Consider the following 24,872-nt stretch of genomic DNA (forward strand, 5'->3'; position numbering starts at 1 on the left):
TGCCCTTGCTAACTGGAAGATGGATTATCGCCTATTTTGGGGTATTTTTCAGAGGTGCCCTAGGCTATTTTCTACACTCGCCGTTTGCAGCTCCTGCTGCGTGGGCAGACGTTGTTGTAGCACTAAAAAAGCACGAATAATGTGCTGCTCTTCCTGAGTAAAATGCCGAATGCTCATTAAATATATTCCCTTTCTATGCATCAGAATCTTCAGGAAATATATCGGAGTATTATCGTGAAAAAATCCATTTACAAACAACTTCAACAATAGAAAGAAATTAACCCGCAGAAGATATTTTAAAAATTATCCTAGAAAAAGGCTTTGTAATAGTAAAAACCGGGCGATGCCCGGTTTTCGTTAAAACGATAAGTTACCGTCGTCATCATCGCCAAACAGTTGATCCAAGTCTAGGTTGTCCGTCTTCTTCACTTGCTCGCGAATACGCAGATGCAATTGATGCAAACGTTGCAAAGAATCCAGTCGATGTTCTGACATCAGCTGGGCCTGAGCCAACATCAATGCACCGCTTTTCGACAGCAACTCTAACTTATCACCGGGCAGCTGTCTCAATGCCGATTCATCAACGTGCAACAGGCCCGGGAAAATCGTATCTTTACGCCCAGATTCCGCTTGTGCCATTAACTTCCAAGGCACTAGAAGATCCATTTCTTCAAGTTGCAAAACCAACGCGCGCGTCATCTGACGATCCGATTCCACTTGCCGCAAGAACTCCACCACGTTTTTGGTAAACTCTGACGGCTCACCAGACTCATCAAATAGCGGTTTATCTTCTGCCCCCACGTGGTGACGAAAAGCAGGTGATTCATCATCAACGCATAACACTAACCCATCTCTCTGTTGATCGCGCGCTAAACGAAACGGATGAGTTCGGTAAGCTGCCGGACGATACGCTCCCATCCAGCGGCCATCCGGTGAAACAAACCAGTTATTTCCAGGCTGCAATGACTGCAAGGCCACCAGTGATGGCGTTTCATCCTCCAGTAGAGGGTAAAATGCCATCGGCATCACGGGTAGTACTTGGTGCAATTCTTGGCGGCTGACCGGCACCATGGATTGCTGAGCGGCGAACAATACGTTCGCCGGTCCGATACCACATTGCTTATGCTGGTTACGATCCAACATCTGATAGTTTGACACGCTTAAGACCCCTGCCCTTGACTCACCTCGTCACTGATTTCTTGGCTGGCGTCGCGCACCAACAACACCGGATAACTGGCGTCTACGGCATTAAAATCACTGACACGACCAAAGGCAAAGTTGATTCCCAGCTTACTAGCGCTATTGCTTAAGCTGGCTGAGCGCGTCCAATAGGTACGCTGAGTAATCGCAGGAAACTGAGCACTTTTTATCATTGGCGACTGCGCCTGCTCACTGCAGCCGGCACCCAATATATTAGTGCCAATATCTGCCGCAGCTTGGTGACTATCGCTGCAATACACCAGAGAAGCTAACTCATCCACCGTCGGCAAACGAAAGCCTTCCAACTCAATCGCTACAGCATCGTTCCAGCTGTAACTGTTAGCGGCGCCATCACACTGAAGCGTTGCCTTATTCCAATTCATGCCTTGTGGGCAACGTTGCCAGGCCAACTGGGTGTAGGTGTCCAGTAAAATCGCCTGATCATCTCCCAACGGTTGATAACGCCCTTCTTGTAACGCGCCAGAGGGCTCTGGCAAAGGCGGAATGCCGTCGTCATCACTACCGCCGCCGCTGCTGCCACCACAACCCAACAAAGCCAGGCTGGCAAGCATCCATAGAGTGTTACGCATATATGCCTCCATCAAAAGCGCTGAGCATAGCTAAGGGCCACAATCTTGCCAATAGCTCAGGCCAGAAATGAAAAAACCCTTACACCCGAAGGTGTAAGGGTTTTCTGTAGCAACGAGTGCTAGCTAATCAGGCTTATGCCAGGTTAGCCAGTACGAAGCCAGCAGTTTCTACGTCTACACCGAAGTCGATGGTGCCAACCAAGTCAGCATTCTCGAAACCGTCAGCAGCAACTGTATGAGTTGCACCAGTAGTCGCAGTGATTACCAAGTACTCACCGGCGTTGCCAGCGGCATCTTCGATCATAATAACGTTGTCGGAGGTTGCACCGTCCAAGTTGGTGGTGTCGAAGTATGCGTTCAGCACTTGGTTCAGCTGAGAGTCGCTCAGGCCGCCCATGTCTGCAAAGGTGTTGGTGCCGTCAGTCCAGAACGCCAGCGCATCTGCTGCAGTGCTCACAGCAGCAAAGTCCACCATGCTCACCACGTTAGAACCGTCTGTAGCGTTGCCATCACCGTCAACACCGCCAAACGCAGTGAAGGTATTGCCAGTTTCCAGGCTGGTCGCAACACGCGTGCTAGACGCAGTTGAACCGCTTGGGCTGGTGGTTTCAGTCAGGTACGCAGTGAAGTCGAGTACGTGATCACCGATGGTTCCAACAAGACCTGAGTCATCATCGCTGAAGTTAACGATGTTTTGCTTGGTGAAGGTACCAGAGAAGACGATGGTTTGCGCAGAATCAACATCCGAGTTCAACACAACCAAGTCATCGCTGCCGCCCATTACCACAGTAGAATTGTTCTCTACGGTCGCAACCGATGCACCACCAGTGGAGTCAGCAGTGGTCAGCACGTCCAGGGTCTGTGCGCCTGCACCGCCACCCAGAGCTGCATCAACACCCGCCAGATCCAGCGTAGAGTCACCCAGTGTGTCTTCCAAAATCGCCAACTGAGAGCTGGTTACCAGCGCTTGAGTGGCTGTTGGAGTACCTGCATCAATCAGCTCAGGCTGGAACATAGTGATGGTCATGTTGTTGACGCCATCAACCTTAGAGGTGATGTTCAAGCGACCGTTTTCACCGTCAGCCACAGTCAACAAGTCAGCCAGAACGCGGTCGCTTTGGATCGCTTCTTTCACAGCTTGGTTGATGTAGAACTGGTTTGACAGGAAGCCAGCGTTAGTTGGCAGAGCAACCGTCGCAGTGAAGCCTGCGAAAGAAACCGTAACTGTCGCACCGAAGGCTGCGAATGGCGCATAGAAGTCATCTTCTGCACCAGCGCCACCAGCCAAGCCAGTACCGATTTCGAATTGACCGACATCACCACTGCCAGCCACTTCGAAGTAGATGGTGTCGTTGCCGCTGTTGGTTTCTGCCGTTACCAAAGAGGTTTCACGGATAGTGAACACGTCACGGCCAGTACCAGCAGACAGGTTCTGAGACACAGAGCCGTTGTCTACCGCTTCTGCGTCAGCTTCGCCCAAGAAGCTCAGAACGTTGGTACCGTTGCCCATGTTTATGTCGGTAGAGGTGTCTTCACGCTCAACCAGCGCATTGTCAATTTCGATGTTCAAAGTGTCGTTACCTGAACCGAAGGTGTAGTCCACTTCTAGGTTGTCACCTGTGTGGTTGTTACCTTGGTCGGTCAGGTTCAGGTCACGTGCAACAACGTCAGCAGTTACGTCAACATCAGACAAGGTGACGTTACCAGTGAACGCTGAAGCATTGAACTCACGTACGTCGTCCAGGTTTGCAACAGTGAAGTAAGGCGCATCGCCAGTCACGTTGATAACTTTCAGCTCGTCGCCTGGATCGCGCAGAGGGCTTGAAGAAATATCAGCCAACGCAGAACCCAGGTTCCAGTTGCCTTTCTTAACTTCGATGTTGAACACGTCAACACCACGGTCAGAACCAGACTGACCAGCAATGTTCAAAGAGCCACCCAGAGAGCCGTAGCCAGCATTCATCAATTCGATGTTGGTGCTGATAACGCCACCTTGGCCTTCAATGACCGCAGAACCGTAGAACGCGTTATAACCGTTACCAGACTGGTTACCTGGAGTGGTACCAGAAGCCAGTGGGTTATCCAGTTCGCCAGTGGCTGCAGTCAGCACGATTGGGCGGTAGATAACGTCTTCACCGGTTGATTGGTTATTTGAGTCGCGCTGGTCAGTGCTGCCGGTAGTGTTAGACAGCTCAGCAGTCACACCCAGGTTCAACTGACTCAGACCCGTTTGAATCGCAGCCAGCAATGCGTCGTAAGTAGTCGCAGTGCCCAGCTCAGCAACAACCACTGAAGTGGTGCCATCTGCTTGACCGTCAGCAGTGTTCTGATCACGTACAATTGCGTAACGCTCACCGTTCAAACGAAAAGCAATAACGTCAGTACGAGAGTTTTCCAGCGTCAGGTCTTCGTCGTTGGCAGTCGCAAAGTGGTCGTATACATTAATAGTAACGCGCGAACCATCGGCCACAGCACCTGCAGGCTCGAACAATGGAGACAAGAAGTACGCTTCGTAAACCTGATCTTCACCCAGCTGGTTGTACAGCTTAAAGGTGTAGTCTGCGGTCGTCACAGGCACGTTCAGGTCAATGGCATCTTTACCCAGGTTAAAGATGTAGTGAGAGTTAGACTCTTTTTGAGTCTGAGCAACTTGATCTGGATCAATCAGGGCGTCAGGCTCTCCATCACCGTCAGTATCAATCCACAGATCTTCACGACCGCTCATAGGATCGTCAGACTCTTCACCTGCTGCACCGTCATCATATGGGTTTGCAGCAGTGGTATTGAAGACGTAGTCGGTGGTTACCGCATCTGGAGTACCGGTACCAGGATCAGTGCCACCATCAGTGTCATCAGCAAACTCGGTATTGGTTGGCGTCAATGATGCATCGATGTCTGCCAGCTCGTCAGCAAAGGTGCTGTCGATGCTGTCTTTAGCAGCGAACTGGAAGTTGATCAGCGCTTCTGCACGGTTTTCCTGAACTTGAGAGCTCCAGAACTGCAGACCTTGGCTGTCTGGGTTATCAACACCCACAGCTGCATACATAGCCAAAGCGAACTGGCTGTTACTTTGCTCTTGGGTCGTTGGAATAGTGATACCAGTGTTTTCCAAGCCAGCAGATGCGCTGGTCTTTTCAAACGCAGAATTCAATTCTGCTTGAGTTGGCAAACGACCTTCCTGAAGCAGGAAAGCGCGAATGATGTGTTGTTCGTTCAAACTGAACTGACTTAAAGCCATCTGTCTTTCTCCATTAGCTTTGCTAATAAATTGATCAATTTATTACACGCTGAGGTTTCGAACCAAACCACTTCATGCATGATGATCTGCCCAAAACCCCGACGGTAGGTGCAGGGTTCCTACTGCAACGCAGCGAATTCTAGGCACAAGCAATAAGGGTTGTAAAGAAATCCATACTCCACAACAGCCTTACTCCCCGGGCTCTGCCGGCGAGGGGTTACCGGGGACTGTGCTCATCAGGAGACACTCCCTGCGGATGAACATAGATGACAACAAAGTCACCTCACCCAGAATCGGCAACGACAATGCCACCAGCGGCGGTGTACGTCAACTGCAAAACTGCGCCGTTTACTGCGCCAGCTCAAGCTCTGTGAGGCATTGCACAAAGGGCTGAGCACAGACCGACCAATCGTAAAGATTTTCTGTAGAGGCCCTTGCGCTCTGGGCCAAACGCTGGCGCTGCGATATTGGCCAGTGCAAAAAATCGGCAATTTTGCGCGAAAAATCATCAATGTCAGCAATGATTAAATCTTGTGAATCGGCAAAATTTAACCCGCGCAGGCCAAACGGAGTGCTGATCACATTTAAACCAGAGGCGGTGTAATCGAGCATTTTTAAGTTAGTGCCGGAGCCGCTGAGCATTGGGTTTAATGCTAGGGTCGCGGTGGCTAATACTTGTCGGCGCACGCCTTCATCAACCATACCGAGCAAGCGAACATTACTTGGTACTGACAAAAAACTTGGGTGAGAGCAGACACTGCCCATCAGCCAAAATTCGAATTTTGGCAATTGCTCGGCCATCAACATGATTTGCTGGGCGGCTTCCACATTAGGTGGGTGACGGCTCCCCATAAACAACACCACATCGTTTTTTATGCCCAGTTGCCGCAAACGCTGATAGCGCTGTTGCAAATCAACAAACGGTAACGCACTGCAGTCGGTGCCATTGGGCACCACCAAGGTGGCGACGGGCGTTGAGTAAAGTTGTTGCAAACGCTGGGCATCGGTATCGGCACAGACCAACACGGCGCGGCTGTCTTGTAGGCAATGTTTTTCTAGCTCGTAGATGCGCTGCAATAAATGGCGGCTTTGCGGGGTTTTGTTCAGTGCTGGCGTTTTTACATCGTATTCGACGTCTTGCGCTTCATACACCAAAGGCCCCTGCCACACAGCTCGCACCGCACGATGCAAATAAGGGTGACTGACCACCACCAAAGAGGCCGCGGCGCAACAACGTTGCAGTGCATGCATGTAATTTAAATTACTGGTGGCAGTTATGTGTGCCAAAACGTCGCTGATTTCTGCACCCGTGGCGTTATACACACCGCCGCTGATGCGGTGCTGACTGTCGCTATAGGGCCGCACAATTTGCCGAAAGCCAGGTGCTAACCATTCATCACGACTGTCTTCGCCCAATGCCACCAAGGTGACCGGGCAATGCCGCGCGACTTCACGATATAAATGATACAAACGCGATTGCCCACCGCCCTGCACAGGCCAAGCCGGCAAAGTGGCAGCAACAACAATATGCGGTGTTTTATCCGCCCGAACCGAGGGAGGCGCAAGCATCAGCTCACTGCAATGAAGTAACTGTTGCACCGCTCCGGGCCAATTGATGTGTTGAGCGCGTTGCTTACTCACACGCCCCAGCTGACGACATAACTGTGGCCGCTGCAACCAACTGTCCATAACCTCAGCCAATGCCTGCGGCATTGGCTCGCAGATACGACCATTAACGCCGTCCTCTACCAGCTCGGTGACACCTCCAGCATCGCGGGTGGTTAATACCGCTTTGCCAGCATGCATTGCCTCCAGGGTAATTAAGCCGTAGTCCTCATCATCAGGCACAAAAGGAACAAACAAAGCCTCGCTGTAACAACGCTGTAACTCAACCTCATTAATGTGCCCCAGCCATTGAATACGTGGGTCATTCTTCGTTTGTTGCTGCAAGCGCTGCAGCTGTGGGCCCGTGCCAGCAATTTTAAATGGCACATTACCCGGTACTTGCTGATACGCCTGCACTAATAAATCTAAGCGTTTGGGTTCATCAATACGACTGGCGGTAAACACGTACCGCCCCCGCCCCGGCTTGGGCTGCTTGCCACTGACCGGCGGGTGGATCACACGCACATTCGCACCCGACGGGAAATACCCCTCGCGACTGGCGACCGTACCTGAGATGGCAGCGTAATGTTTTATCGCTCCTGGGCGCTGAGCGATGGCATCGAGTTTATGAATAACAGCGCGGGTAAGCGGCCCAGGAAATGCAAATAAGTGTGGGTAGCGCTGCAAACCCTGTTCGCACAAATCAAACAGTGGCTCAAGCAAGCTACGTTGCGGCTGAGCGGCCAGCAGGGCATGCAAGGGTTGCAACAATGCCGGCAATGGCGGTAGCTCTGTCGGCAGGTCGGTGCGCCCGTAGGTGTCGTATAAACCGCGTAACTTGTGCAGCATGTAGCACACATGATGTGGGTGATCGACCATCCAGGCCGGGTATTTGCCACTGATGACCACATCAAAATGCGTTAAATCCAGCTCACTAAAGGCGCGATAGCTGGCCAATAATTGACTGAAGGTTTTTTCTGCACTGGGCAGCTTAATCATTTCTACCCGATGTGATGTGTACTCTTGAATAGCCTGCTGCAGGCCATGCCATAAATTTTCTGCGCCACCTGGGGTGTAAGGCACCGGACTGGGTGCGACAAGGGCAATGCTTAAACTCATGCCAGATCCTGCAATAGGGTATTGACGACGCTATTCCAACTCAACTGCAACGAACGGTAACGCTCCAAACCCGCTCTCCCCATTCGTTGGGCACGAGCACGGTCATACCACAGCTCGTCCAATGCCGCTGCAACGGCTTGTGGTTTAGGCTCCACTACCAAGCCTGTATGCTGGTGCTCTACAAACTCCAGCGGGCCACCGGAATCCGTGCAGGTGACTACCGGCTTGCTCGCCAACATGGCCTCCAAGGTGATGTACCCCAAGTCTTCATCTTGTGGGCCATAAAAAACGCCTAAGGCGTGGGCATAGGTGGCGATTTTCAGCTCATCGCTAATACGCCCCATCAGTTCAATGCGCTCCCCCACCCCTAAGCGCTCAATTTGCTCGCGACACGCCGGCAGCTGGCCGCCATCGCCTGCAATTAAAATACGCAACGGTGAGCGTAGATACTGTGCCGCTTCTATTAATAGCCATTGGCGCTTGAGTGTTTCGACGCGACTGGGGAAAAACACATAATCCAAGGCATCGGCACGATAAAAGTGAGATTCCAGCGCCGGTGGATGATACAAGGGCTGTGAATCGATGCCGTTGTAGTGCTGCAAGCGGCGGCTGACGTTGGCGGCAATGGTGTAACGTGCTCGCACCTGAGTCAGCGCTTGCTGGTCAAAGCGCTGAATGCGCTCTGCCAAACCATGCTCCTCAGCGCTGGCCTGCTCACTGAGCAAGTCGTAGGCCCCCCGATGTTGATGCATCAGCCACACGCGATGATCCGGGTGCTGGCAGCCGTACAAAGGAAACTGCAGCGAAATCAGCCGATCCACCGACTGACCATTGGGCTGAGTAAGATCCAGCCCGGCACAATAATTCATCGCATGATCAATACTGGCAGGCGGTGCAAACTGAAACGGCAGGCGCAGCAGCTCGACTTGATGCCCAGCTTGCTGGCAGGCAGTGACCAAGCCCTGGGTGAGAATGTCTGCCCCACCCGCAATAAAAGGTACCTGGTTCGCTGCAATCAGAACCTTCACGCTGTTACTGCCTGACCTTTGCGCGCAACCACGGCATAATCTTGCGGCCCACAAAAGTGGCCATTAATACGTGCGCTGGCGTCATCATCACCCGGCAATAGCGCTTCTTGGGGGTAAGGATTAAAGCGATGCAGCTCAACCTCATCAAAGCCTTGGTATTCAGCTGTAAACTGCAACAGGGTTGGTGTGACCGGGTTGCGATGTGTTGGGTCATGATAGAAAGTGTGGCTAGCCACCAGTAGATTTTCAGGGTTCGGCGTTTCTAAGATCAGCACGCCTTGCGGGCGCAAAATACGATAGGCCTCGCTAACGACTCTCAGCAATACATCGAAGGGCAGGTGCTCGACCAAATGGAAGGCACTGACTACAGTAAAAGTGTTATCCTCTTGCTGCTGCAGCCAGTCGAGCAAATCATCTTCATGAACATGAAGGCCCAGGTCGGCACAGTGATTGCGCATCAAGGGATTGGCGTCGACACCCTCTACCAAGTAATGATGCTCACGCAACAACTCCAGCCACTCACCGCGACCACAGCCCAAATCCACCGCACGGGCCTGCTCCTCCGGTGTGATGGCCGGCAACAGGGGCAAATAATGATGCAAGTGCGCTCTTAGTTCATGCCAGCTGCCGCGGTATTTATTTTCAAATGCTAAGTAGAAAGCATCCATTTCGGCGTCGCTGGCGGCTGGGGCTCCATTAGCTTGTTTGGCCGCTGGTATTGACTGCGACTCCAGCACCCGCACACGCTGCTCCAGCGAGCGAAGGCGAGCGATGCTGCCCCAGCCATGAGTGCTGATCTGATCCAGCATGGTCATGAGTGCATCGCGCACGCCGCTAATGGTGCTTAGGGCCAAATTGATTTCATCGGCACGAATGGCACGCGAGCGTTGTTCATATTGCTCGTATTGCTGGCGATAGCGTTTGCTCTCCAGCTTAACTGCTAACTTTGGCAGCAAGCGCTGCCAAAACTTCGCAGGAGCTGGCCGAAAGTCTTCTAGCCCGTCAATTTCTATTTGGTGCTGGGCACCTTCTTCTGTAGCCAATAAGGCTTCGATGATTTTGATTTTGTCCTGACAAGCACGCAGTTCTAGCGTCCAAGACTCCAGGCCACTAACATCTGGCTCACGGTGCAAAATTGCGCGAAATGCATTGCGGATAAACTCTTCGTCATCGTATTTGAACAGCTCTTCCAAGGCGTAGCGATCACGCATGGGCAGTTTGAGCTCGCTGGTCAGCTCGGCATCCAATGCCACCGGACTTGGCTGGTCACGCTCAAGAATATTGAGGTTTAATTTTTGTGATTCCAGTAGCAGCTTATCCAGCAGCTCTTGTGTCGTCATTATGTTGCGTTCCCTTCGGTACTGATGGTGCTAATTGTAGTTGTTAATGCTGCCACACCAGCAAACGCAGGCACGCGTGAGCCGGCCACTTCAAAGCGGATATGGTTGTCCACCCAGTGATAGCAGTGCTCTAAATGATGCTGCTCGCTGTGCAGTGCCAGCGTTACGGTGTATTTTCCAGCGGCTAAGTTCATGGGCAGCGCAAATTCCAACACCTGTTGCTGGCCGGGTGCCAGTTCGAAATCATGCTCCAGATAATGACTATTGGTGCCGAAAATGTCTTGACCAAAGCGGTCGCGTATCATAAAGCCTAGGGACAAAGACTGCGTTGGCTGGTGGCCTTGTAGCGTGACCTGGATACGCACAGGTTCGCCTGTCGCCACGCTTTTGGCCACACCGTGCTCACCCAAAATGCGAGCATCTATAATTTCCGCTTCTCGGCTACCAAACTCATGGCGCTGACCTTGCTCCGCCACAGCCTCCGGGTCACCATCTAGGCGCGCCATAATGCGATTATAAGTATTGACTGCACCTTCGGTATCGCCGTCAAATGCCACATGGCCGTCATCCAGCACGATGGCTCGGTCACAAATTTGCTTGATGGCGTTCAGATCGTGGGAGACAAAAATAATTGAGCCTCCCTGGTCGCGAAACTCACGGATTCGCTTCATGCACTTTTGCTGAAAATGGCCATCACCGACAGACAACGCCTCATCTACCAAAAAGCACGCCGGATTCGCATGAATGGCAATGGCAAACCCCAAGCGCATCATCATACCCGAAGAGTAGGTGCGCAAAGGTTCATCAATAAAACGCCCCAGCTCGGCAAACTCAATAATGCTGTCTTCATGCTGACGAATTTCTTCGGCGCTCATGCCAATTAACAAGCCATTGTTAAGAATATTGGCCCGCCCAGTCAAAGCGCCATCAAAACCAGTACCCAATTCGAGCAAGCCCGTCACCCGCCCCTGCATATCAACTTGGCCCTGATCCGGCAGCAACACACCACTGAGAATTTTCAGCAAGGTCGACTTGCCAGCACCGTTTTGGCCAATGACACCCAAGGTTTGACCAGCAGGTACGGTAAAGGAAATACCTTTTAACGCCTCAAAGCGGCGGTGATAAGGCCGTCGTAATATGATTTCTCGCAAACGGTCAGACGGTTTCTGATACAGCCGAAAACCTTTATGTAACTCTGTGACTCGAATCATCAAATAAAATCCCGAATATCGCGCTCAAGGCGTTTGCCCACATAGCGTGTCAACGCCAACAGCACCAAGCTACCGAGCGCAATAATCAACAGCGGCATAAGTGGCGGAGCCTGTCCTTCAATCAACACCAAGCGAATGGCGCTGATCAAGTGAAACATGGGGTTGCCCTCAAACAGCCAGTGCCAAGATGAGTCGATCATATCGGCGACATACACAATGGGTGTGGCCCAAAATGCAATTTGCACAATCAGCCCGATTACTTCTCGAGTATCGCGAATAAATACGTTAAGCACGGCACCAGCCAGCCCTAAAGTAAATGCCAGCAACATGACCATGGCCATCAGCAGCGGTAGCCACAACCATGTCCAATTAAAAGGAAAGTCGATAACTAGCAAAAACGCGGCAAAAAATCCCATACCAATCAGGTACAAAATACTTTCTGTCAGCGGGATATAGAGCGGCAAACGTAGCAGAGACAACTGCACCTTACTGATCAGGCTGGCTTTTTCTTGGTAAACACCCACACAGCGATTAACCGTGTTGGCAAACGCCAGCCAAGGCAGCAAACCAGCGATTAAGTAAATGCTATAGCTGTACTCGCTGGCCGGCCCCATCCCCATGGCTTGCAGCTTCATCCCCATGACTTTGGAGAACACCAGGCTGAAGATCAAAATCTGCGACAACGGCAGCAGCAACGTCCACAAAGCTCCTAAGCTGGAGCCGGCATGGCGGTCGATTAAGTCTTGGCGGGTAAACTGCAGCAGCAGAGAGCGGTTCATGGCGGTTGCGTCTTCCCAAACGGGCTATAAAATGGCAGCGGATTCTAACACACCCCCCTGCCTTGAAAAGGACACCCGATGAGAACCCTGTACATTGACTGCAGCTCGCTAATTGAGCACGTAGAGCTGAACACTGGCATTCAACGCGTAGTCAGACAGGCCGTTCGTCATCTCCAGACCATTGCACCGGAGCATGGCTATAAAGCCCAACCCGTTGTCATCAGCCACGGGCGCTTCTTATCTATCACCGAAGATCAGCTGTACCCGAAAGCCAAAGCACCGGTATACGAATCCGCTGAACAAGAAGACGAAGAGCCGGACACACAAAAAGAACAAGACAATGGTTTGCAAGCGTACGCCGCCGCCCCCGAAAGCCTTAAACGCAAAGTACTGGCGTACTTGTATGGTGTTTACAGCGGCTCGCAGGCTTTTCTATTAGGGTTAGCAGGCAATACTGATGCCGCACGCAACTTTATTTTTGCTCCAAGACAGCGCTTTGGCCTGAACTGGTTGGTGTACAACAGCGTGGTTGCTCCGGTAAAAGCAGTGCGCTCGTTGCTCACACGCCCGCAAAGCGATGCCATTGCAACAAAAGTACATAGCCATAGCGCCGATACAAGCGACCAGAGTGTCGAGCCCGCTGAAGACAGCAGTGTGGAGAAAGAACACACGGGGAATGACTCGTTCAGCGTCGTCAATGATGGTGATATTTTGCTACTACTGGACTCCAGCTGGCATAACAACATCTGGCCCAGCGTTGAATCGATTCGCGATAACGGTGCCAAGGTGGTAGCGGTGATCTATGACCTGATTCCTATCACTCACCCGCAGTTCTGTGACGCTCACCTAGTGAAAGTCTTTAACAGCTGGTTTAAAGATTCCGTCGGCATGGTGGATGGCTTCGTCGCCATCTCAGACACCGTGCGCCAAGATGTACAGCAGTTTCTACAGCAACAAAAGTCTGACGCCTTCACACCAGAGCAGTTCGACTACTTCTGGCTTGGCACTGACTTCAAATACACAGAGAGTGACGAAGAAGTTCGTGGAGCCATTACTCAACACCTAATGGAGCGCCCAACCTATTTGATCGTCTCCACCATCGAGCCGCGCAAAAATCACAAGACGGTACTCAACGCCTTTGAGCAATTGTGGCAACAAGGCCGCGAGGTGAACCTGGCGTTTGTTGGCAAACCCGGCTGGAAAGTCGAAAAACTGCTAACCCGCATTCGCCGCCATCCTGAAAACGGCAAGCGCCTGTTCCATTGGCAAAACCTCAGCGATGCCGAGCTGCAATACTGCTATGAAAACGCCCATATGTTGATTTTCCCATCTTACGCGGAAGGCTTTGGACTACCGATTATCGAAAGCTTAGGCCACGGCCTGCCGGTGATGGCCAGCGACATCCCGATTCACCGCGAAGTGGGTGGCGAGCGCGTAGCGTATTTCCCAGTAGAAGACGAGCAAGCACTGGCACAGATGGTCGCCAACTTTGAAGATAACGGTATTCCCGATGCGCTGCGCGTACCAGAAGATTTCAACTGGCTGAACTGGCAGCAAGCCACTCAGCAATTGATGGACAAAGTGGAAAAGCTGGCCAAATAAAGCCAGCCGTAGGAAATCCCGAAAGTTCGCCCAGTGCTGAGCCTAGGCCTCGCACTCAAGGCGGCTAGCCGTTATTTAGTGTCGCTCGCTGACGCCAATCCTGCAGTACATCGTTAACAATGTGCTGCAAATCCAGAGTAGGTTGCCAACCGGTCAACTCACGCAATCGCGTCGCATCACCGGCCGCCAGAGGAATATCGCTGGCCCGTAGACGAGTGGGGTCGGTTTCCACCACGACCTCTACCTTTGCCTGCTGCAGCAAAGTATCTAATACCTGCTGTACCGGGGTCGCCGAGCCACTGGCAATATTAATTGCCTCACCACTTTGCAATGCTGAATCAGGCGTCAACAACTCTGTCGCCAGGGCGACATAGGCAGCCACAACATCACGCACATGCATAAAATCACGCGCCGCCTGTAAGTTGCCTATTTTCAGCCCCGCTAACTGCCCGGCTTCTATTTGCGCAATTTGCGCCGCAAAGTCGGGCAAAACAAAGCCCAGCGCCTGACCTGGCCCGCTGTGATTAAACGGACGCGCACGCGCCACGCGCACGCCAGAAGTGGCTGCCAATGTGCCCGCTGCCAAATCTGCCGCCGCTTTACTGGCGGCATACGGATTCAAGGGCTGCAGCACATCCTGCTCAGTTAACGGCCGCCCCAGACGAAAGCTACCGCCATAAACATCGGAGGAGCTGACATACAACAAGGCAGCGGCAGGCAAAGTTGCCAACGCGTTAAAAACATTCAGACTGCCCTGCAGATTCACCTGCCAAGTAAGATCGGCCTGACTAAAACTCAGCCCAACATTGGCCTGAGCGGCCAGATGAATGGTGAGGTCTGGTTTAAGCTCATTGACACATCGCGCGACAGCCTGCGCATCAAGGATATTCAATTGATGCCAACGGCAATCGGCAAGGGATTCTGGCAACTCAGAGGCCAAACATGCAGCCTCGAGTTGTGCCTGAGGCCAGCGCTGTCGCAGCGCTGGTAGCAGATACTGACCGACGAAACCGGAAGCCCCGGTGATTAAAATAACCGGTGACGACATGACGGTTCCTTAACGTTGGCCAGCTAAGCGGTCGTAGTCCGCCTGGTACATTTCTTCGATCATTTGCTCGAGGCTGGTTTCTGCCTCCCAACCTAACTTGGCTTTAGCTTTATCAGCATTACCCAGCAAGATTTCTACCTCAGCTGGACGGAAGAAGGCCGGATCAATGACCAAGTGCTCGTCCATATTCAACTCAGCCGCCTCAAACGCAATACGACACATATCACGCACCGTCGTGGTACGACCGGTAGCGATAACGTAGTCGTCGGCTTCATCCTGCTGCAACATCAACCACATGGCTTTAACGTAATCACGGGCGTGGCCCCAGTCGCGCTTAGCGTCGATATTGCCCAAACGCAGTTCTTTTTCCAGACCCAGTTTGATACGAGCAACACCATCGGTGACCTTGCGCGTCACAAATTCAAGGCCTCGCAGTGGCGACTCGTGGTTAAACAGGATGCCGCTACAGGCATACATATCAAAGCTTTCGCGATAGTTGACCGTCATCCAGTGGGCGTACAACTTGGCCACGGCATAAGGAGAGCGCGGGTAAAACGGCGTGCTTTCGCTTTGCTTTGGCTCTTGAATCAGACCGTACATCTCTGATGTGGAGGCTTGATAGAAACGCGCTTCTGGCTTAACGATGCGAATGGCTTCTAATACATTGGCAGCGCCAATGCCCGTGGATTGCCCAGTAAGCAAAGGCTGATCCCAAGAGGTTTTAACAAACGACTGAGCGCCCAGGTTGTAGACTTCATCAGGAGCAGCGTGCTGAACAGCGCGAATCACGCTGGATAAATCGGTTAAATCACCGTCAATCAACTCAACGTCTTTATCAATTCCCAGCCACTCTAAGCGCGCTAGGCTAGTGTCGGTAGCGCTGCGACGCGGTGCTAGGCCAACAACACGGTATCCTTTAGAAAGTAACAGTTGAGCCAAGTAGGCTCCGTCCTGGCCGGTGACACCGGTAATTAAGGCGCTTTTCGTTGTCATAGTTCTTTGTAATCCAATTCATCAAGGGCCATTGGCCATAGTCAAAGCGCGCTAGAATAGCAAATTTAGCTCTAGTGAACAGTAAACTCAGCGTACAGCTGACTAAAGGCCGGCCCAGCCCTGGCACGACGGCATGCCAAGCGCCATAAAGTCACAAAGCCTGTGCTTCAGGATTATGCAAATGCCAAGTGGAAACTGGCTAGGTATCGAACAATCTGTATAATCTAGGCCCTCATTTATCTGACCAACCTGAGCATCGGACTGAAATATGGATCAAAAAACCGGGGCCGACATAGAGACTTTTACCTTAGATGGCAAGCAATATTCGCTGGATTCAGTCTCTACCGAAGCACAAAACCTGGCAAAGCAAGCAGCTCTCACCAGCGACTTCATCGCCAAGCTGGAGTCTCGCTTGGCCATGGCCAAAACTGCACAGTCTCGTTACTTGAGCAGCCTCAAGGTTGAAATCAAGAAACAACAAGCCTAACTTCAGGAATATTCATCATGGCAGAAAACAAGAAGCCAGTCGCCAAGAAGACCTCGGCGTCACGCCCGAAAAGCAAAGCCAAATCAGCAGAGCAGGTAGTAATTGACGGTACGAGCTACCCATTGAATGAACTCAGCGATGCAGCCAAAGTTCAGCTGAACAACCTCAGTGTGACTGAAGCCCGAATTACCGAGCTAGAAACTGAGCTGACGATTGCTCGCACCGCGCGAGCTGTTTACGCCGACAACCTGAAGCACGCTTTGGTGGTGGTCAAAGGCACAAGACATTAATCGCCATTCAAAACAAATGCCTGGGAGAGCACCAGGCATTTACCTGAACAACTTCACCACTGCTATTGCAGTGCCGCTAGCGCTCCGTCGTTTAACTCACCAGTGAGGCGCAACAGTTCTACGTACATCTCACTGCATTGATAAATAGAACTTACTAACTCCTGCTCTACTCGAGAACGTCGTTGCTGCGCATCAAGTAGTTCGCCCAAACTTCTCACCCCTGCACGAAAACCTTCTTCCGCTGCATTTTCTGCCGCCTGACTGGATGCCAGCGATTGGTACAAAGCAGCAATACTCTCATGCAAACCGTCGAGCTGACTGGTTAAGCGCTGCACTTCGGTTCGCACTTGGCGGCGGGAATAATCCAGCATGGCCAGAGCTTTAGCTTCACGCTCTGCCGCCGCGCGACTGCGAGCGCTGGTAGCACCGCCCGAATACAGCGGAATGCGCAGCTGCAACTCGATTTTGGCTTCTTCCCGCAAACTGGTGGTGGCGGTATCGTTATCGCTATAGCGGCCGCTAATATAAAGCTCAGGGTAATGATTAGCAGACTCATAAGAGTGACTGGCATCGGCCAAAGCCACCTCAGCTTCGGCTGTTTTCACCCGCGCTGAGTGGCTCAATGCCGCACTCAGCCAGTCACGCTGCAGCCATTGTGGAATATCTTTCCAGCGATTTTCATTTAACGGTGCCACGGCATCAACGGCTCGACCAGTTAACTGTGACAGCTGCTGCAGCGCGATACTATGATTGTTCCGAATTTCCACCAGTTTTGCACGGATTTGGTCAACTTCCGCACGTGCATCTAGCACTTGTGCCAGAGTGGTAAGGCCTCGACCGAGCATCTCTTCCATTTGCTCTAGGCGATAGAGGTGGCTATCTTTTTCGGCCGTCAGTATGTCCTTTAAACGCTGATTTTTGATGATTTCCACATAGGCTTGCACAACTTCTACTGCAACTTCATGCTCGGTGCCCAACGCCCGCTCCTCGGCCAGCTCCGCCGCGCGTTTTGCACGACTGATGGCCGTAAAATTTTTGTGCGAGTACAGCACCTGATTTAACGACACGTCGTAGCGGTCGTAGGTGTCGATTTGAAACAGCTCACCTTGGGCAAAGTCTTGGGTGGTGCGCGCTCGGCCATAACTGGCCGTAGCGTCCAGCTGTGGCTTTACACCTGCCCAAGCTTCATCCACGGAGGCGCGCTCAGCCCGCACTTGGGCACGCTCGCCTTGCAGCTTGGCGTTGTAATCTAGAGTGGCTTGGTAGGCCTGCTGCAACGTCATTTGCGCTTGTGGCTGTGCTCGTTCTTGGGGCTGTGCCTGAGCTTGGGGCTGTGCCTGAGGTTCTTGGGGCTGTGCCTGAGTTTGGGCCTGAGCCAGCGGCGCACTAAGCGCCGCTGCCAGAGTTAGCCAAGTCGCAGGGCGACGAATAAATTGCATGGCTTATGCCTCCCGGAATGCTTTTTCTGAGATGCGAATCACTGGCCCTAACAGGTAGTGCAGTACGGTGCGCTCACCGGTTTTAATCATGACTTCGGCTGGCATGCCGGGCACAAAGTACATGTCTTGCTCTTTCATGGTGGCCAGGCCTTTTTCCGTCACGTGCAGGCGCGCTTCGTAATATTGCTCGCCGGTTTTTTCATCGGTAAAGGCATCCGCCGAGACGCGTAATACTTCGGCTTCAATAATATGCGCCGCTTGGAAGTTAAAGGCCGAGAGACGCAAATCTGCCATTAAGCCGGCGTGCACCCGGTCGATGTCGTTGGCTTGAATGCGTGCCTTAATAGCAAACTCTTGCTCATTGGGCACCACTTCCATAATGGTGTCGCCGGGTTTGATCACAGCGCCAATAGTGCGGGTTTTAAAGCCCACCACTTCGCCTCGTGCGGGTGCGCGAATATCCAGGCGATCTAAGGTATCGGCCAAAGAAATACGACGCGCCATTAAGTCGGCTTTTTTCTGCTGCGCTTCACGCAGCTGAGTGACGACTTGCTCCATGTACTCTTCTTTTTTCAGCGTCATTTCTGAACGCGTGGAGCTGATTTCAACTTCGGCCTTGGCGATGTCGGATTCCAATGAATCGCGCTCACCTTGCAAGCGCAGCAGCTCGCGACGCATTTCGTTTAAGCGAATGCGGTCGGCCAGTTGGCGCTCGTACAAATCCTGCCATTCTTCGACTTCCGCTTCATAGGATTGAATCCGTCCTACTAGGTTGTCGCGCATGGAGGTCATGCCACGGATTTGCTTTTGCAGCGCGGAAATACGCTTTTGAAAAATCTCGATATTGGATTTGTACGATTCGCGCCGCGCTGCAAATACTTGGCGTTGGCCCTCAATAATGGCCTGTACGCCCGGCTGGTCGGCGATCTCTTGCAGCTCTTGCGGAAAGCTCACTGCTTCGCTGCCGGCACGTTCAGCCAGCAAGCGAGCTTCTGAACCCCAGATTTCACGCAGTTGTGACTCAACAATTTCCAGCTCAGAGCGGGCGCGGGTATCGGATAAGCGCAGCAGCAAATCGCCTTGCTCGACGATATCGCCGTCTTCCACTAATACTTCCGCAATCACGCCGCCTTCTAAGTGCTGTACCACGCGATTTTGTGAGTCAGTCACGACCTGGCCGATGCCAATGGCAGCACCGTCTAATTTGGCCAAAGCCGCCCAGCCACCAAAAAATACGAAGGTGGCGATGACCACCCACCAGCCAAACTTGGAGCGGCCTTTATGGTCGGTTTCGATATTGAGTTCGTCGGCGACGTCTACTTCTGGCATTTCACGCACGTATTCGCCTTGGACGACGCCATCTTCGCCCACTACGACGGAAGATTCGCTATTTTTGCCCTGATCGTTCATGGCTGTGTCTTTTTCCTGTTGCGGATCACGCTGGCTCATTTGGCACCTCCGGCAGCTAAGGCAGGCTTGGCAGCATTACCTAGATTTAACTTGCCTTCTTGCAGTGCGCGCATGACGTTGTCACGTTCGTCAAACATCATGACTTGGCCTTCCGACAGCACCAGCATTTTGTTGACCAGTTTCAGAATCGGCTTGCGGTGAGAAATCAGCACCACCGTCACTTGCTGCTCGCGCAAGCGCTCCAACGCCTCCAGCAAGGCTGCTTCGCCTTGGTCGTCCAAATTGGAGTTGGGCTCATCCAGCACCACCAACCGGGGCTCACCGTACACCGCACGCGCTAAACCAATGCGCTGACGTTGACCGCCAGACAGGGCACCACCGCTACTGGTGATTTGCGTGTCGTAGCCTTGCGGTAAACGCAAAATGAGCTCGTGCACGCCGGCCAACTTGGCCGCTTCTACTACCTTCTGTGGATCAACTTCACCAAAGCGGCAAATGTTTTCGCTGATGGTGCCGTCAAACAGCTCGATGTCCTGCGGCAGGTAGCCAATGTAGGGCCCCAGCTCCGCTTTATTCCACTGATGCACGTCGGCACCGTCTAAACGCACCTTGCCGTTCGACAACGGCCAAACCCCCAACAGCGCCCGTGCCAGCGTCGATTTACCCGCCGCACTTGGGCCCACCACGGCCAGCATATCGCCTTTATCCATGGCGAAATTCACACCACGCAATGCAGGGGCAGCAGCACCGGGGGGAATTACAAACAGGCTTTCGGCACTGAGCTGGCCTTCTGGCGGCGGCAATGGCATGCCCGGCTCTTGCGTTGGGTAAGCGACAAACAATTTATTCAAACGCTCATAAGCTTGGCGCGCGGAGGCAAAGCCTTTCCACGAGCCGATCAGCAAATCCAGCGGTGCGAGAGCACGGCCCAGCAAAATAGAGCCGGCAATCAGCATGCCTGGGGTGATTTCTTGAATGATGGCCAAGTAGCCACCCAAACCTAAAATCAGCGACTGGAACAACATGCGTAGGGTTTTGGAGACGTTGCTCAACACCGCCGCACGATCACTGGCGTCGGATTGAGAAGACAAGAAGCTTAGGTGGCGCTCCAGCCATTTTTTACGCAGGCCAGTTTCCATGCCCATGGCCGCGACCACTTCGGCGTTGCGCACCGCCGAGGTGGCATATTGGGTCGATTGCACGTTTTTCTGGCCGGCATCGGCGAGTAAGTCTTTGGTGGCTTTTTCGTTCGCAACAGCGAGTGCAACCAGTATCAAAACCGCCACAATCGAAAAAACGCCATACCAGAAGTGGAACATAAACAGCACGGCAATGTATATCGGCAGCCACGGGCCATCGAAGAAGGCGAACAAACCCTGGCCGGTTAAAAACTGACGCAGCGAGGTCATATCTGAAATGGGCTGGGCGCTTTGCTTGCCAGGCTCATTCACCGATTGCTTAAACATGGAAGCAAACAGCTTTTGGTTCATGCTCTGGTCGAGTTGGTTGCCCACCCGCACCAAAATGGTTGAGCGCGCGACTTGCAACAGCGCCAGAGAGACAAACAAACCCACCAGTACCAGGGTCAACATCGACAGTGTTTCAACACTGCGGCTACCCAAAGCACGGTCATACACCTGCAGCATATAAACGGCAGGAACCAGCATTAACAAATTAATAAACAACGACAAGAACCAAGCTGACATAAAGCCGCTTTTACAAGCCTTGAGGGCTTTCTGCAGCTCGGTTAGCTCCTGTTCGTCTTTTTGAGGAAGCTTGCGCATTGAGTTTTCCAATTGCGGGGTAATGTGGTGTCGCGGCAGCGTGGACTACAACTCTCAAACACTGCCCGATGACGACGACGTTGTTACGACATTGTTGTTGTCAATGGGGACGAAGGGCGAAAAATTCTAGGGCCCGCCGCGAATCAGTGTCAAACAGCGCACCCGAATGTGACGCCGCCCCAATACGCGCTTGCCACAGGGTGCGCACAGCGCCGAGGCAGCCATACTTGGCTGGTTAGACGCGACCATAGCGATCTTCCAGCCGCACAATGTCGTCTTCACCTAAATAACTGCCCGATTGCACTTCGATCATTTCCAGCGGGATCACGCCTGGGTTTTCCAACGCGTGCACCTGACCCACCGGAATGTAGGTAGAGCAATTTTCTGTCACCAAGTAGGTGTCGTCACCGTTGGTGACCTTGGCAGTACCCGAGACCACAATCCAATGCTCAGCGCGATGGTGGTGCATTTGCACCGATAACTTGGCGCCCGGGTTCACGGTAATGCGTTTTACTTGGTAGCGCTCACCGCTGTCGATGGAGTCGTAGCGCCCCCAAGGGCGATAGACCTCACGATGCTGGATATGCTCTTCGCGACCCTGCTCGCGAATGTGGCCAACGATGTGCTTAACGTCTTGCACTTTGTCTTTATCTGCCACCAGCACGGCATCCGGCGTGTCGATCACCACCAGGTTATCCACACCTAAGGTGGCGACCAAACGGCGCTCGCTAAACACCAACGAGTTGCTGGTGTCTTGCATGATGGCGTGGCAATCTGCGCCGGCACCCAAGCAGGCATTGCCGTGCTCGTCTTTCGGGCTGATCTCCCACAGCGCCGACCAAGAGCCGACATCGCTCCAGCCCGCATCCAGCGGCGCTACCACGATGGGGCTGTGGTCGCCGGCGGTCAGTGGCTCCATCACGGCGTAGTCGATGGAATCCGACGGGCTTTGCGCAAAGGCGTCGCTATCAACGCGCACAAAGTCCATGTCGGCACAGGTGTGAGCCATGGCTTTTTCGCAGGCGTCGTACATCTCTGGTTGATGCTGACGTAGCGCCTCTAAATAGCGGTCGGCACGCAACATAAACATGCCGCTGTTCCAGAAATAGTCGCCGCTTTCGACATAGGCTTCGGCGGTGGCGGCATCCGGCTTTTCAACGAAACGCTCTACCGCTTGCAGGCCGCCAGATTGGCGAGCGCCGGCTTTTAAATAGCCATAACCGGTGGCGGCTTCAGTGGGCACAATGCCTAGGGTGCCAAACTGGCCGTCGCGCACCGCCGGTAACAATGAGGTCACCGCTTGTTGGAAGGCCTCGGTGTTTTCAATCACATGGTCAGCAGCCAGCACCAGCAATACCGCGTCTTCTTCGCTGCGCTGGCGTGCTTGCAAGGCTGCCAAAGCAATGGCAGGTGCGGTATTGCGGCCACACGGTTCCAGCAGAATTTGAGCATGAATGTCTTGCTGGCGCAGTTGCTCGGCCACCAAAAAACGATGCTGTTCACTGCACACGACGATGGGTTGCGCCATCTCCATGCCATTTAAGCGTGCCGTGGTTTGCTGCAACATGGTGAGCTGGCCAGCCAGTGGCAGAAACTGTTTCGGAAACGCAGCGCGACTCAGCGGCCATAATCGGGTCCCTGAACCGCCGGCGAGAATGACGGGGATCATGCGTGCAGGTCCTCTCTTCAGCAGGATATAAAACGACGCGGGAATATATCACGATGCGCGAGGTCAACCCAGACGCACAGCCGCTGCAAAGTGCAGGCAAAGTGTAAAGGGCTGGCCAAGGCATTCTTCTATGGCTTAGCGATGCTCGTGCTCACCGCGCGGTGGAAAGTCGATATCGCTACCATCGCTCAGCAACACCCTTACTTGCATGTCATCAATGTCATCCGCTAATTGCAGCTCACCCATGCCACTGCCGTTTAATAAGGTGCGCCGCCCTTGGCGTGGATGCGGGTAGCGTTGGCGAATGCGCATGGCGCGGCGCTTGGTGAGCCAGTTGAGTGGCGAGCGGCTGGCATACAGCCAGCGATTGAGGCGATCGAACCAACGCAGCAGCGCCGCCGGAAAGGTATTTTTCAGGCCGCTGGCGGTAATCTGCAAAATGCGCGGGCTGTGACGGCGGTGCTTAATGCTGACATCGTAAGCAAAGGAGTAGTGCACATCGCCAGATAAAATAATGAACTGCGGCGGCGTGCGTGGGTGGCGAAAAATATTCAGCAGCACGTTGGCCGCGCCCGGATGCGCCATCCAGTTTTCGGCATCCACCATCAGGGGTTGGCCAAAGAAGGTAAATACCCGCTGAATCACCTCAATCAACTTGACGCCAAACACCGGCGCCGGCGACACCATAATTACCTGCTGCTGATCGAGCAGCTGTTGCTGCAGCTCGCTCAGGCTTTCCCAATCCATTAAGCCTGAGGGTTTGCCTGGACTGCTTTCGGAGCGCCAGCGATGGGTGCGGGTATCCAGCATCACCACCTTGGGCTGGGTCGCCAACACAAAGTGCCAATCGCTGTAATCTAACAGCTGATCGATCAGCGCCTGATGGTCGTAAGGCCCGCGCTGCCCCAGACATTGTCGCGCACAGGCCAGCACCTCGGCATACTGCTGCGGCTGATTGCCCCAGCCCTGAAACAACCAGTACCCCACTAATGCATTGCCAATAATGCGGCGCGAAAACTCATGGCCGTAGGCGGCCTCCTCCCAACCTCGGGTTAGGTTCCAATCATCGGTCACGTCATGATCGTCAAACATCATGTAGCTGGGCACATGCGCCAGCAAACGGCGCACACGGCCTAAGCCGCTGGCAAAGGCTTCGATTAACGGCAGCTCACGCTGATAACGCTGCTGTTGCTCAGCGCTGAGCTGCTGGGGTGGGCGCGTGATGTCCACCAGCTGCCACGGCACGTCGGACCACACCAACAGGTACATGGCGATGACTTCCGCCAGCGCGATTACATGATTATCGGCCCCAGCGGAGGTAAAAATCGGTTTGCGCGCACCTTGAAAAAAGGCATCTACCAAATCTTGGCTGGCGCGATCATCGGGCAATAAATGTGGCCGCAGGTAGTAGCACTCTGGGTGTTCGAGCAGTGCCGTTAAGCTACCAACGTCGGCCCCTTGCCAGTGCTCATCGTACAGGCCTAAACGCGCAATTAGCTGGTGAAGCGCCACCAGCATGGGGCCAGCGACATCGTCGGCATAGATTTGATCGCCCGTCATCAGCAGCAATGCAGGCAAGGGCTCGTTGTGGTGCAAGCGCTGCTGGGCACTGTGATCTGCGCGCACTAAGGCATCGGCACCGTCATAATGGGGCTTGCGGCAGGAGCCATGCCACAGGGTATCGAGCTGGGGCTGAAAGCACAGGCTCGGAGCCGGTTGCTGCTCATAGCAAAGCGTCGAGTCTGCCGCTAGCAATGATCGGCCCTGCTCTAATAGGTCGTAGTACCAGCGCTCGCTCGGTGTAAGCGCAAGCTGCACCTGCAACTGGTATAAAAAGCAAAACTCCCCCAGCGGCAGCTGCTCGGTTATCACCTTATCTGAGCCAAATACCGTGGCTTGCAGCTGAGTCGCCTGCTGCGACCAGAGTTTGACCTCTGTCTCTTTGGCTAACGGCCGTGAGGTCACTAGCATTAAGGTAGTGCCGTCGGCATGGGTATGGCGCAGCCAAGGGCCAGCAAGAATCAGCGGCAGTTCGTTCAT

The 24,872-nt window shown here is 53.3% G+C and carries 19 protein-coding genes; 3 read left to right on the top strand and 16 right to left on the bottom strand.

Going from position 1 to position 24,872, the window contains the following annotated elements; translation table 11 throughout:
• Window positions 1–48 precede the first annotated feature (48 nt).
• The 9 genes from IE090_RS17965 to IE090_RS15115 all read right to left on the bottom strand — a co-directional run bounded on the left by IE090_RS17965 (window position 49) and on the right by IE090_RS15115 (window position 12,110).
• Window positions 49–177, bottom strand: a complete 129-nt coding sequence (locus IE090_RS17965) for a hypothetical protein (protein ID WP_268247126.1) — start codon at window positions 175–177, stop codon at window positions 49–51.
• A gap of 180 nt (window positions 178–357) precedes the next feature.
• Window positions 358–1,158 (bottom strand): SapC family protein, encoded by an 801-nt coding sequence (locus IE090_RS15080; RefSeq protein ID WP_189389596.1) that lies wholly within the window; start codon window positions 1,156–1,158, stop codon window positions 358–360.
• Window positions 1,159–1,160: 2 nt separating this feature from the next.
• Window positions 1,161–1,790, bottom strand: a complete 630-nt coding sequence (locus IE090_RS15085) for an Lcl C-terminal domain-containing protein (protein WP_189389598.1) — start codon at window positions 1,788–1,790, stop codon at window positions 1,161–1,163.
• Window positions 1,791–1,923: 133 nt separating this feature from the next.
• Window positions 1,924–5,028, bottom strand: coding sequence for a beta strand repeat-containing protein (locus tag IE090_RS15090; RefSeq protein ID WP_189389600.1), 3,105 nt, complete (start codon window positions 5,026–5,028; stop codon window positions 1,924–1,926).
• A 348-nt stretch (window positions 5,029–5,376) separates the two neighbouring features.
• Window positions 5,377–7,752, bottom strand: a complete 2,376-nt coding sequence (locus IE090_RS15095; RefSeq protein WP_189389602.1) for a glycosyltransferase family 4 protein — start codon at window positions 7,750–7,752, stop codon at window positions 5,377–5,379.
• On the bottom strand, window positions 7,749–8,780 hold the full coding sequence (locus IE090_RS15100; RefSeq protein WP_189389604.1) for a glycosyltransferase family 4 protein: 1,032 nt from the start codon (window positions 8,778–8,780) through the stop codon (window positions 7,749–7,751). Before IE090_RS15100 ends, IE090_RS15095 begins: the two co-directional genes overlap by 4 nt.
• The gene (locus IE090_RS15105) at window positions 8,777–10,120 is read right to left on the bottom strand and encodes a class I SAM-dependent methyltransferase (protein ID WP_189389606.1); all 1,344 of its coding nucleotides are present in this window, start codon (window positions 10,118–10,120) and stop codon (window positions 8,777–8,779) included. The genes IE090_RS15100 and IE090_RS15105 overlap by 4 nt, the downstream gene beginning before the upstream one ends.
• Window positions 10,120–11,331, bottom strand: coding sequence for an ABC transporter ATP-binding protein (locus IE090_RS15110; RefSeq protein WP_189389608.1), 1,212 nt, complete (start codon window positions 11,329–11,331; stop codon window positions 10,120–10,122). Before IE090_RS15110 ends, IE090_RS15105 begins: the two co-directional genes overlap by 1 nt.
• Entirely contained in the window at window positions 11,331–12,110 is a 780-nt protein-coding gene (locus IE090_RS15115) for an ABC transporter permease (RefSeq protein WP_189389610.1), read from the bottom strand. Before IE090_RS15115 ends, IE090_RS15110 begins: the two co-directional genes overlap by 1 nt.
• Window positions 12,111–12,188: 78 nt before the next feature.
• Between IE090_RS15115 and IE090_RS15120 the strand changes: the two genes are divergently transcribed.
• On the top strand, window positions 12,189–13,712 hold the full coding sequence (locus IE090_RS15120; RefSeq protein WP_189389612.1) for a glycosyltransferase family 4 protein: 1,524 nt from the start codon (window positions 12,189–12,191) through the stop codon (window positions 13,710–13,712).
• 64 nt (window positions 13,713–13,776) lie between these two features.
• On the opposite strand, the gene IE090_RS15125 is transcribed toward IE090_RS15120, so the two are convergent.
• Together IE090_RS15125 and IE090_RS15130 are read right to left on the bottom strand one after the other, a co-directional pair.
• Complete coding sequence (locus IE090_RS15125; RefSeq protein ID WP_189389614.1) at window positions 13,777–14,760, bottom strand: GDP-mannose 4,6-dehydratase; 984 nt, start codon at window positions 14,758–14,760, stop codon at window positions 13,777–13,779.
• A 9-nt stretch (window positions 14,761–14,769) separates the two neighbouring features.
• Window positions 14,770–15,753 (bottom strand): GDP-mannose 4,6-dehydratase, encoded by a 984-nt coding sequence (locus tag IE090_RS15130; protein ID WP_189389616.1) that lies wholly within the window; start codon window positions 15,751–15,753, stop codon window positions 14,770–14,772.
• 268 nt (window positions 15,754–16,021) lie between these two features.
• Here IE090_RS15130 and IE090_RS15135 point away from each other — a divergent pair, with 268 nt between their 5' ends.
• Window positions 16,022–16,240, top strand: a complete 219-nt coding sequence (locus IE090_RS15135) for a hypothetical protein (protein ID WP_189389618.1) — start codon at window positions 16,022–16,024, stop codon at window positions 16,238–16,240.
• A gap of 17 nt (window positions 16,241–16,257) precedes the next feature.
• A complete protein-coding gene (locus tag IE090_RS15140; protein ID WP_189389620.1) occupies window positions 16,258–16,530 on the top strand; it encodes a DUF6447 family protein in 273 nt (90 codons plus the stop codon).
• A gap of 62 nt (window positions 16,531–16,592) precedes the next feature.
• Here IE090_RS15140 and IE090_RS15145 read toward each other — a convergent pair whose 3' ends face one another.
• The 5 genes from IE090_RS15145 to IE090_RS15165 all read right to left on the bottom strand — a co-directional run bounded on the left by IE090_RS15145 (window position 16,593) and on the right by IE090_RS15165 (window position 24,872).
• Window positions 16,593–17,969, bottom strand: a complete 1,377-nt coding sequence (locus IE090_RS15145; RefSeq protein ID WP_189389622.1) for a TolC family protein — start codon at window positions 17,967–17,969, stop codon at window positions 16,593–16,595.
• A gap of 3 nt (window positions 17,970–17,972) precedes the next feature.
• A complete protein-coding gene (locus IE090_RS15150; RefSeq protein ID WP_189389623.1) occupies window positions 17,973–19,418 on the bottom strand; it encodes an HlyD family type I secretion periplasmic adaptor subunit in 1,446 nt (481 codons plus the stop codon).
• Window positions 19,415–21,163 (bottom strand): type I secretion system permease/ATPase, encoded by a 1,749-nt coding sequence (locus IE090_RS15155; RefSeq protein ID WP_189389625.1) that lies wholly within the window; start codon window positions 21,161–21,163, stop codon window positions 19,415–19,417. Before IE090_RS15155 ends, IE090_RS15150 begins: the two co-directional genes overlap by 4 nt.
• 235 nt (window positions 21,164–21,398) lie before the next feature.
• Entirely contained in the window at window positions 21,399–22,832 is a 1,434-nt protein-coding gene (locus tag IE090_RS15160; protein ID WP_189389627.1) for a mannose-1-phosphate guanylyltransferase/mannose-6-phosphate isomerase, read from the bottom strand.
• Window positions 22,833–22,967: 135 nt separating this feature from the next.
• Complete coding sequence (locus tag IE090_RS15165; RefSeq protein ID WP_189389628.1) at window positions 22,968–24,872, bottom strand: alkaline phosphatase D family protein; 1,905 nt, start codon at window positions 24,870–24,872, stop codon at window positions 22,968–22,970.

The sequence above is a fragment of the Bacterioplanes sanyensis genome (assembly GCF_014652515.1).
Lineage (GTDB): Bacteria > Pseudomonadota > Gammaproteobacteria > Pseudomonadales > Oceanobacteraceae > Bacterioplanes > Bacterioplanes sanyensis.

Excerpts from the sequence above, each read along its gene's own strand:
- IE090_RS15115 (WP_189389610.1), bottom strand. The coding sequence starts at position 12,110 with ATGAACCGCTCTCTGCTGCTGCAGTTTACCCGCCAAGACTTAATCGAC.
- IE090_RS15160 (WP_189389627.1), bottom strand. The coding sequence starts at position 22,832 with ATGATCCCCGTCATTCTCGCCGGCGGTTCAGGGACCCGATTATGGCCG.
- IE090_RS15085 (WP_189389598.1), bottom strand. The coding sequence starts at position 1,790 with ATGCGTAACACTCTATGGATGCTTGCCAGCCTGGCTTTGTTGGGTTGT.
- IE090_RS15095 (WP_189389602.1), bottom strand. The coding sequence starts at position 7,752 with ATGAGTTTAAGCATTGCCCTTGTCGCACCCAGTCCGGTGCCTTACACC.
- IE090_RS15135 (WP_189389618.1), top strand. The coding sequence starts at position 16,022 with ATGGATCAAAAAACCGGGGCCGACATAGAGACTTTTACCTTAGATGGC.
- IE090_RS15090 (WP_189389600.1), bottom strand. The coding sequence starts at position 5,028 with ATGGCTTTAAGTCAGTTCAGTTTGAACGAACAACACATCATTCGCGCT.
- IE090_RS15120 (WP_189389612.1), top strand. The coding sequence starts at position 12,189 with ATGAGAACCCTGTACATTGACTGCAGCTCGCTAATTGAGCACGTAGAG.
- IE090_RS15130 (WP_189389616.1), bottom strand. The coding sequence starts at position 15,753 with ATGACAACGAAAAGCGCCTTAATTACCGGTGTCACCGGCCAGGACGGA.
- IE090_RS15110 (WP_189389608.1), bottom strand. The coding sequence starts at position 11,331 with ATGATTCGAGTCACAGAGTTACATAAAGGTTTTCGGCTGTATCAGAAA.
- IE090_RS15140 (WP_189389620.1), top strand. The coding sequence starts at position 16,258 with ATGGCAGAAAACAAGAAGCCAGTCGCCAAGAAGACCTCGGCGTCACGC.
- IE090_RS15145 (WP_189389622.1), bottom strand. The coding sequence starts at position 17,969 with ATGCAATTTATTCGTCGCCCTGCGACTTGGCTAACTCTGGCAGCGGCG.
- IE090_RS17965 (WP_268247126.1), bottom strand. The coding sequence starts at position 177 with ATGAGCATTCGGCATTTTACTCAGGAAGAGCAGCACATTATTCGTGCT.
- IE090_RS15150 (WP_189389623.1), bottom strand. The coding sequence starts at position 19,418 with ATGAGCCAGCGTGATCCGCAACAGGAAAAAGACACAGCCATGAACGAT.
- IE090_RS15155 (WP_189389625.1), bottom strand. The coding sequence starts at position 21,163 with ATGCGCAAGCTTCCTCAAAAAGACGAACAGGAGCTAACCGAGCTGCAG.
- IE090_RS15105 (WP_189389606.1), bottom strand. The coding sequence starts at position 10,120 with ATGACGACACAAGAGCTGCTGGATAAGCTGCTACTGGAATCACAAAAA.
- IE090_RS15125 (WP_189389614.1), bottom strand. The coding sequence starts at position 14,760 with ATGTCGTCACCGGTTATTTTAATCACCGGGGCTTCCGGTTTCGTCGGT.
- IE090_RS15165 (WP_189389628.1), bottom strand. The coding sequence starts at position 24,872 with ATGAACGAACTGCCGCTGATTCTTGCTGGCCCTTGGCTGCGCCATACC.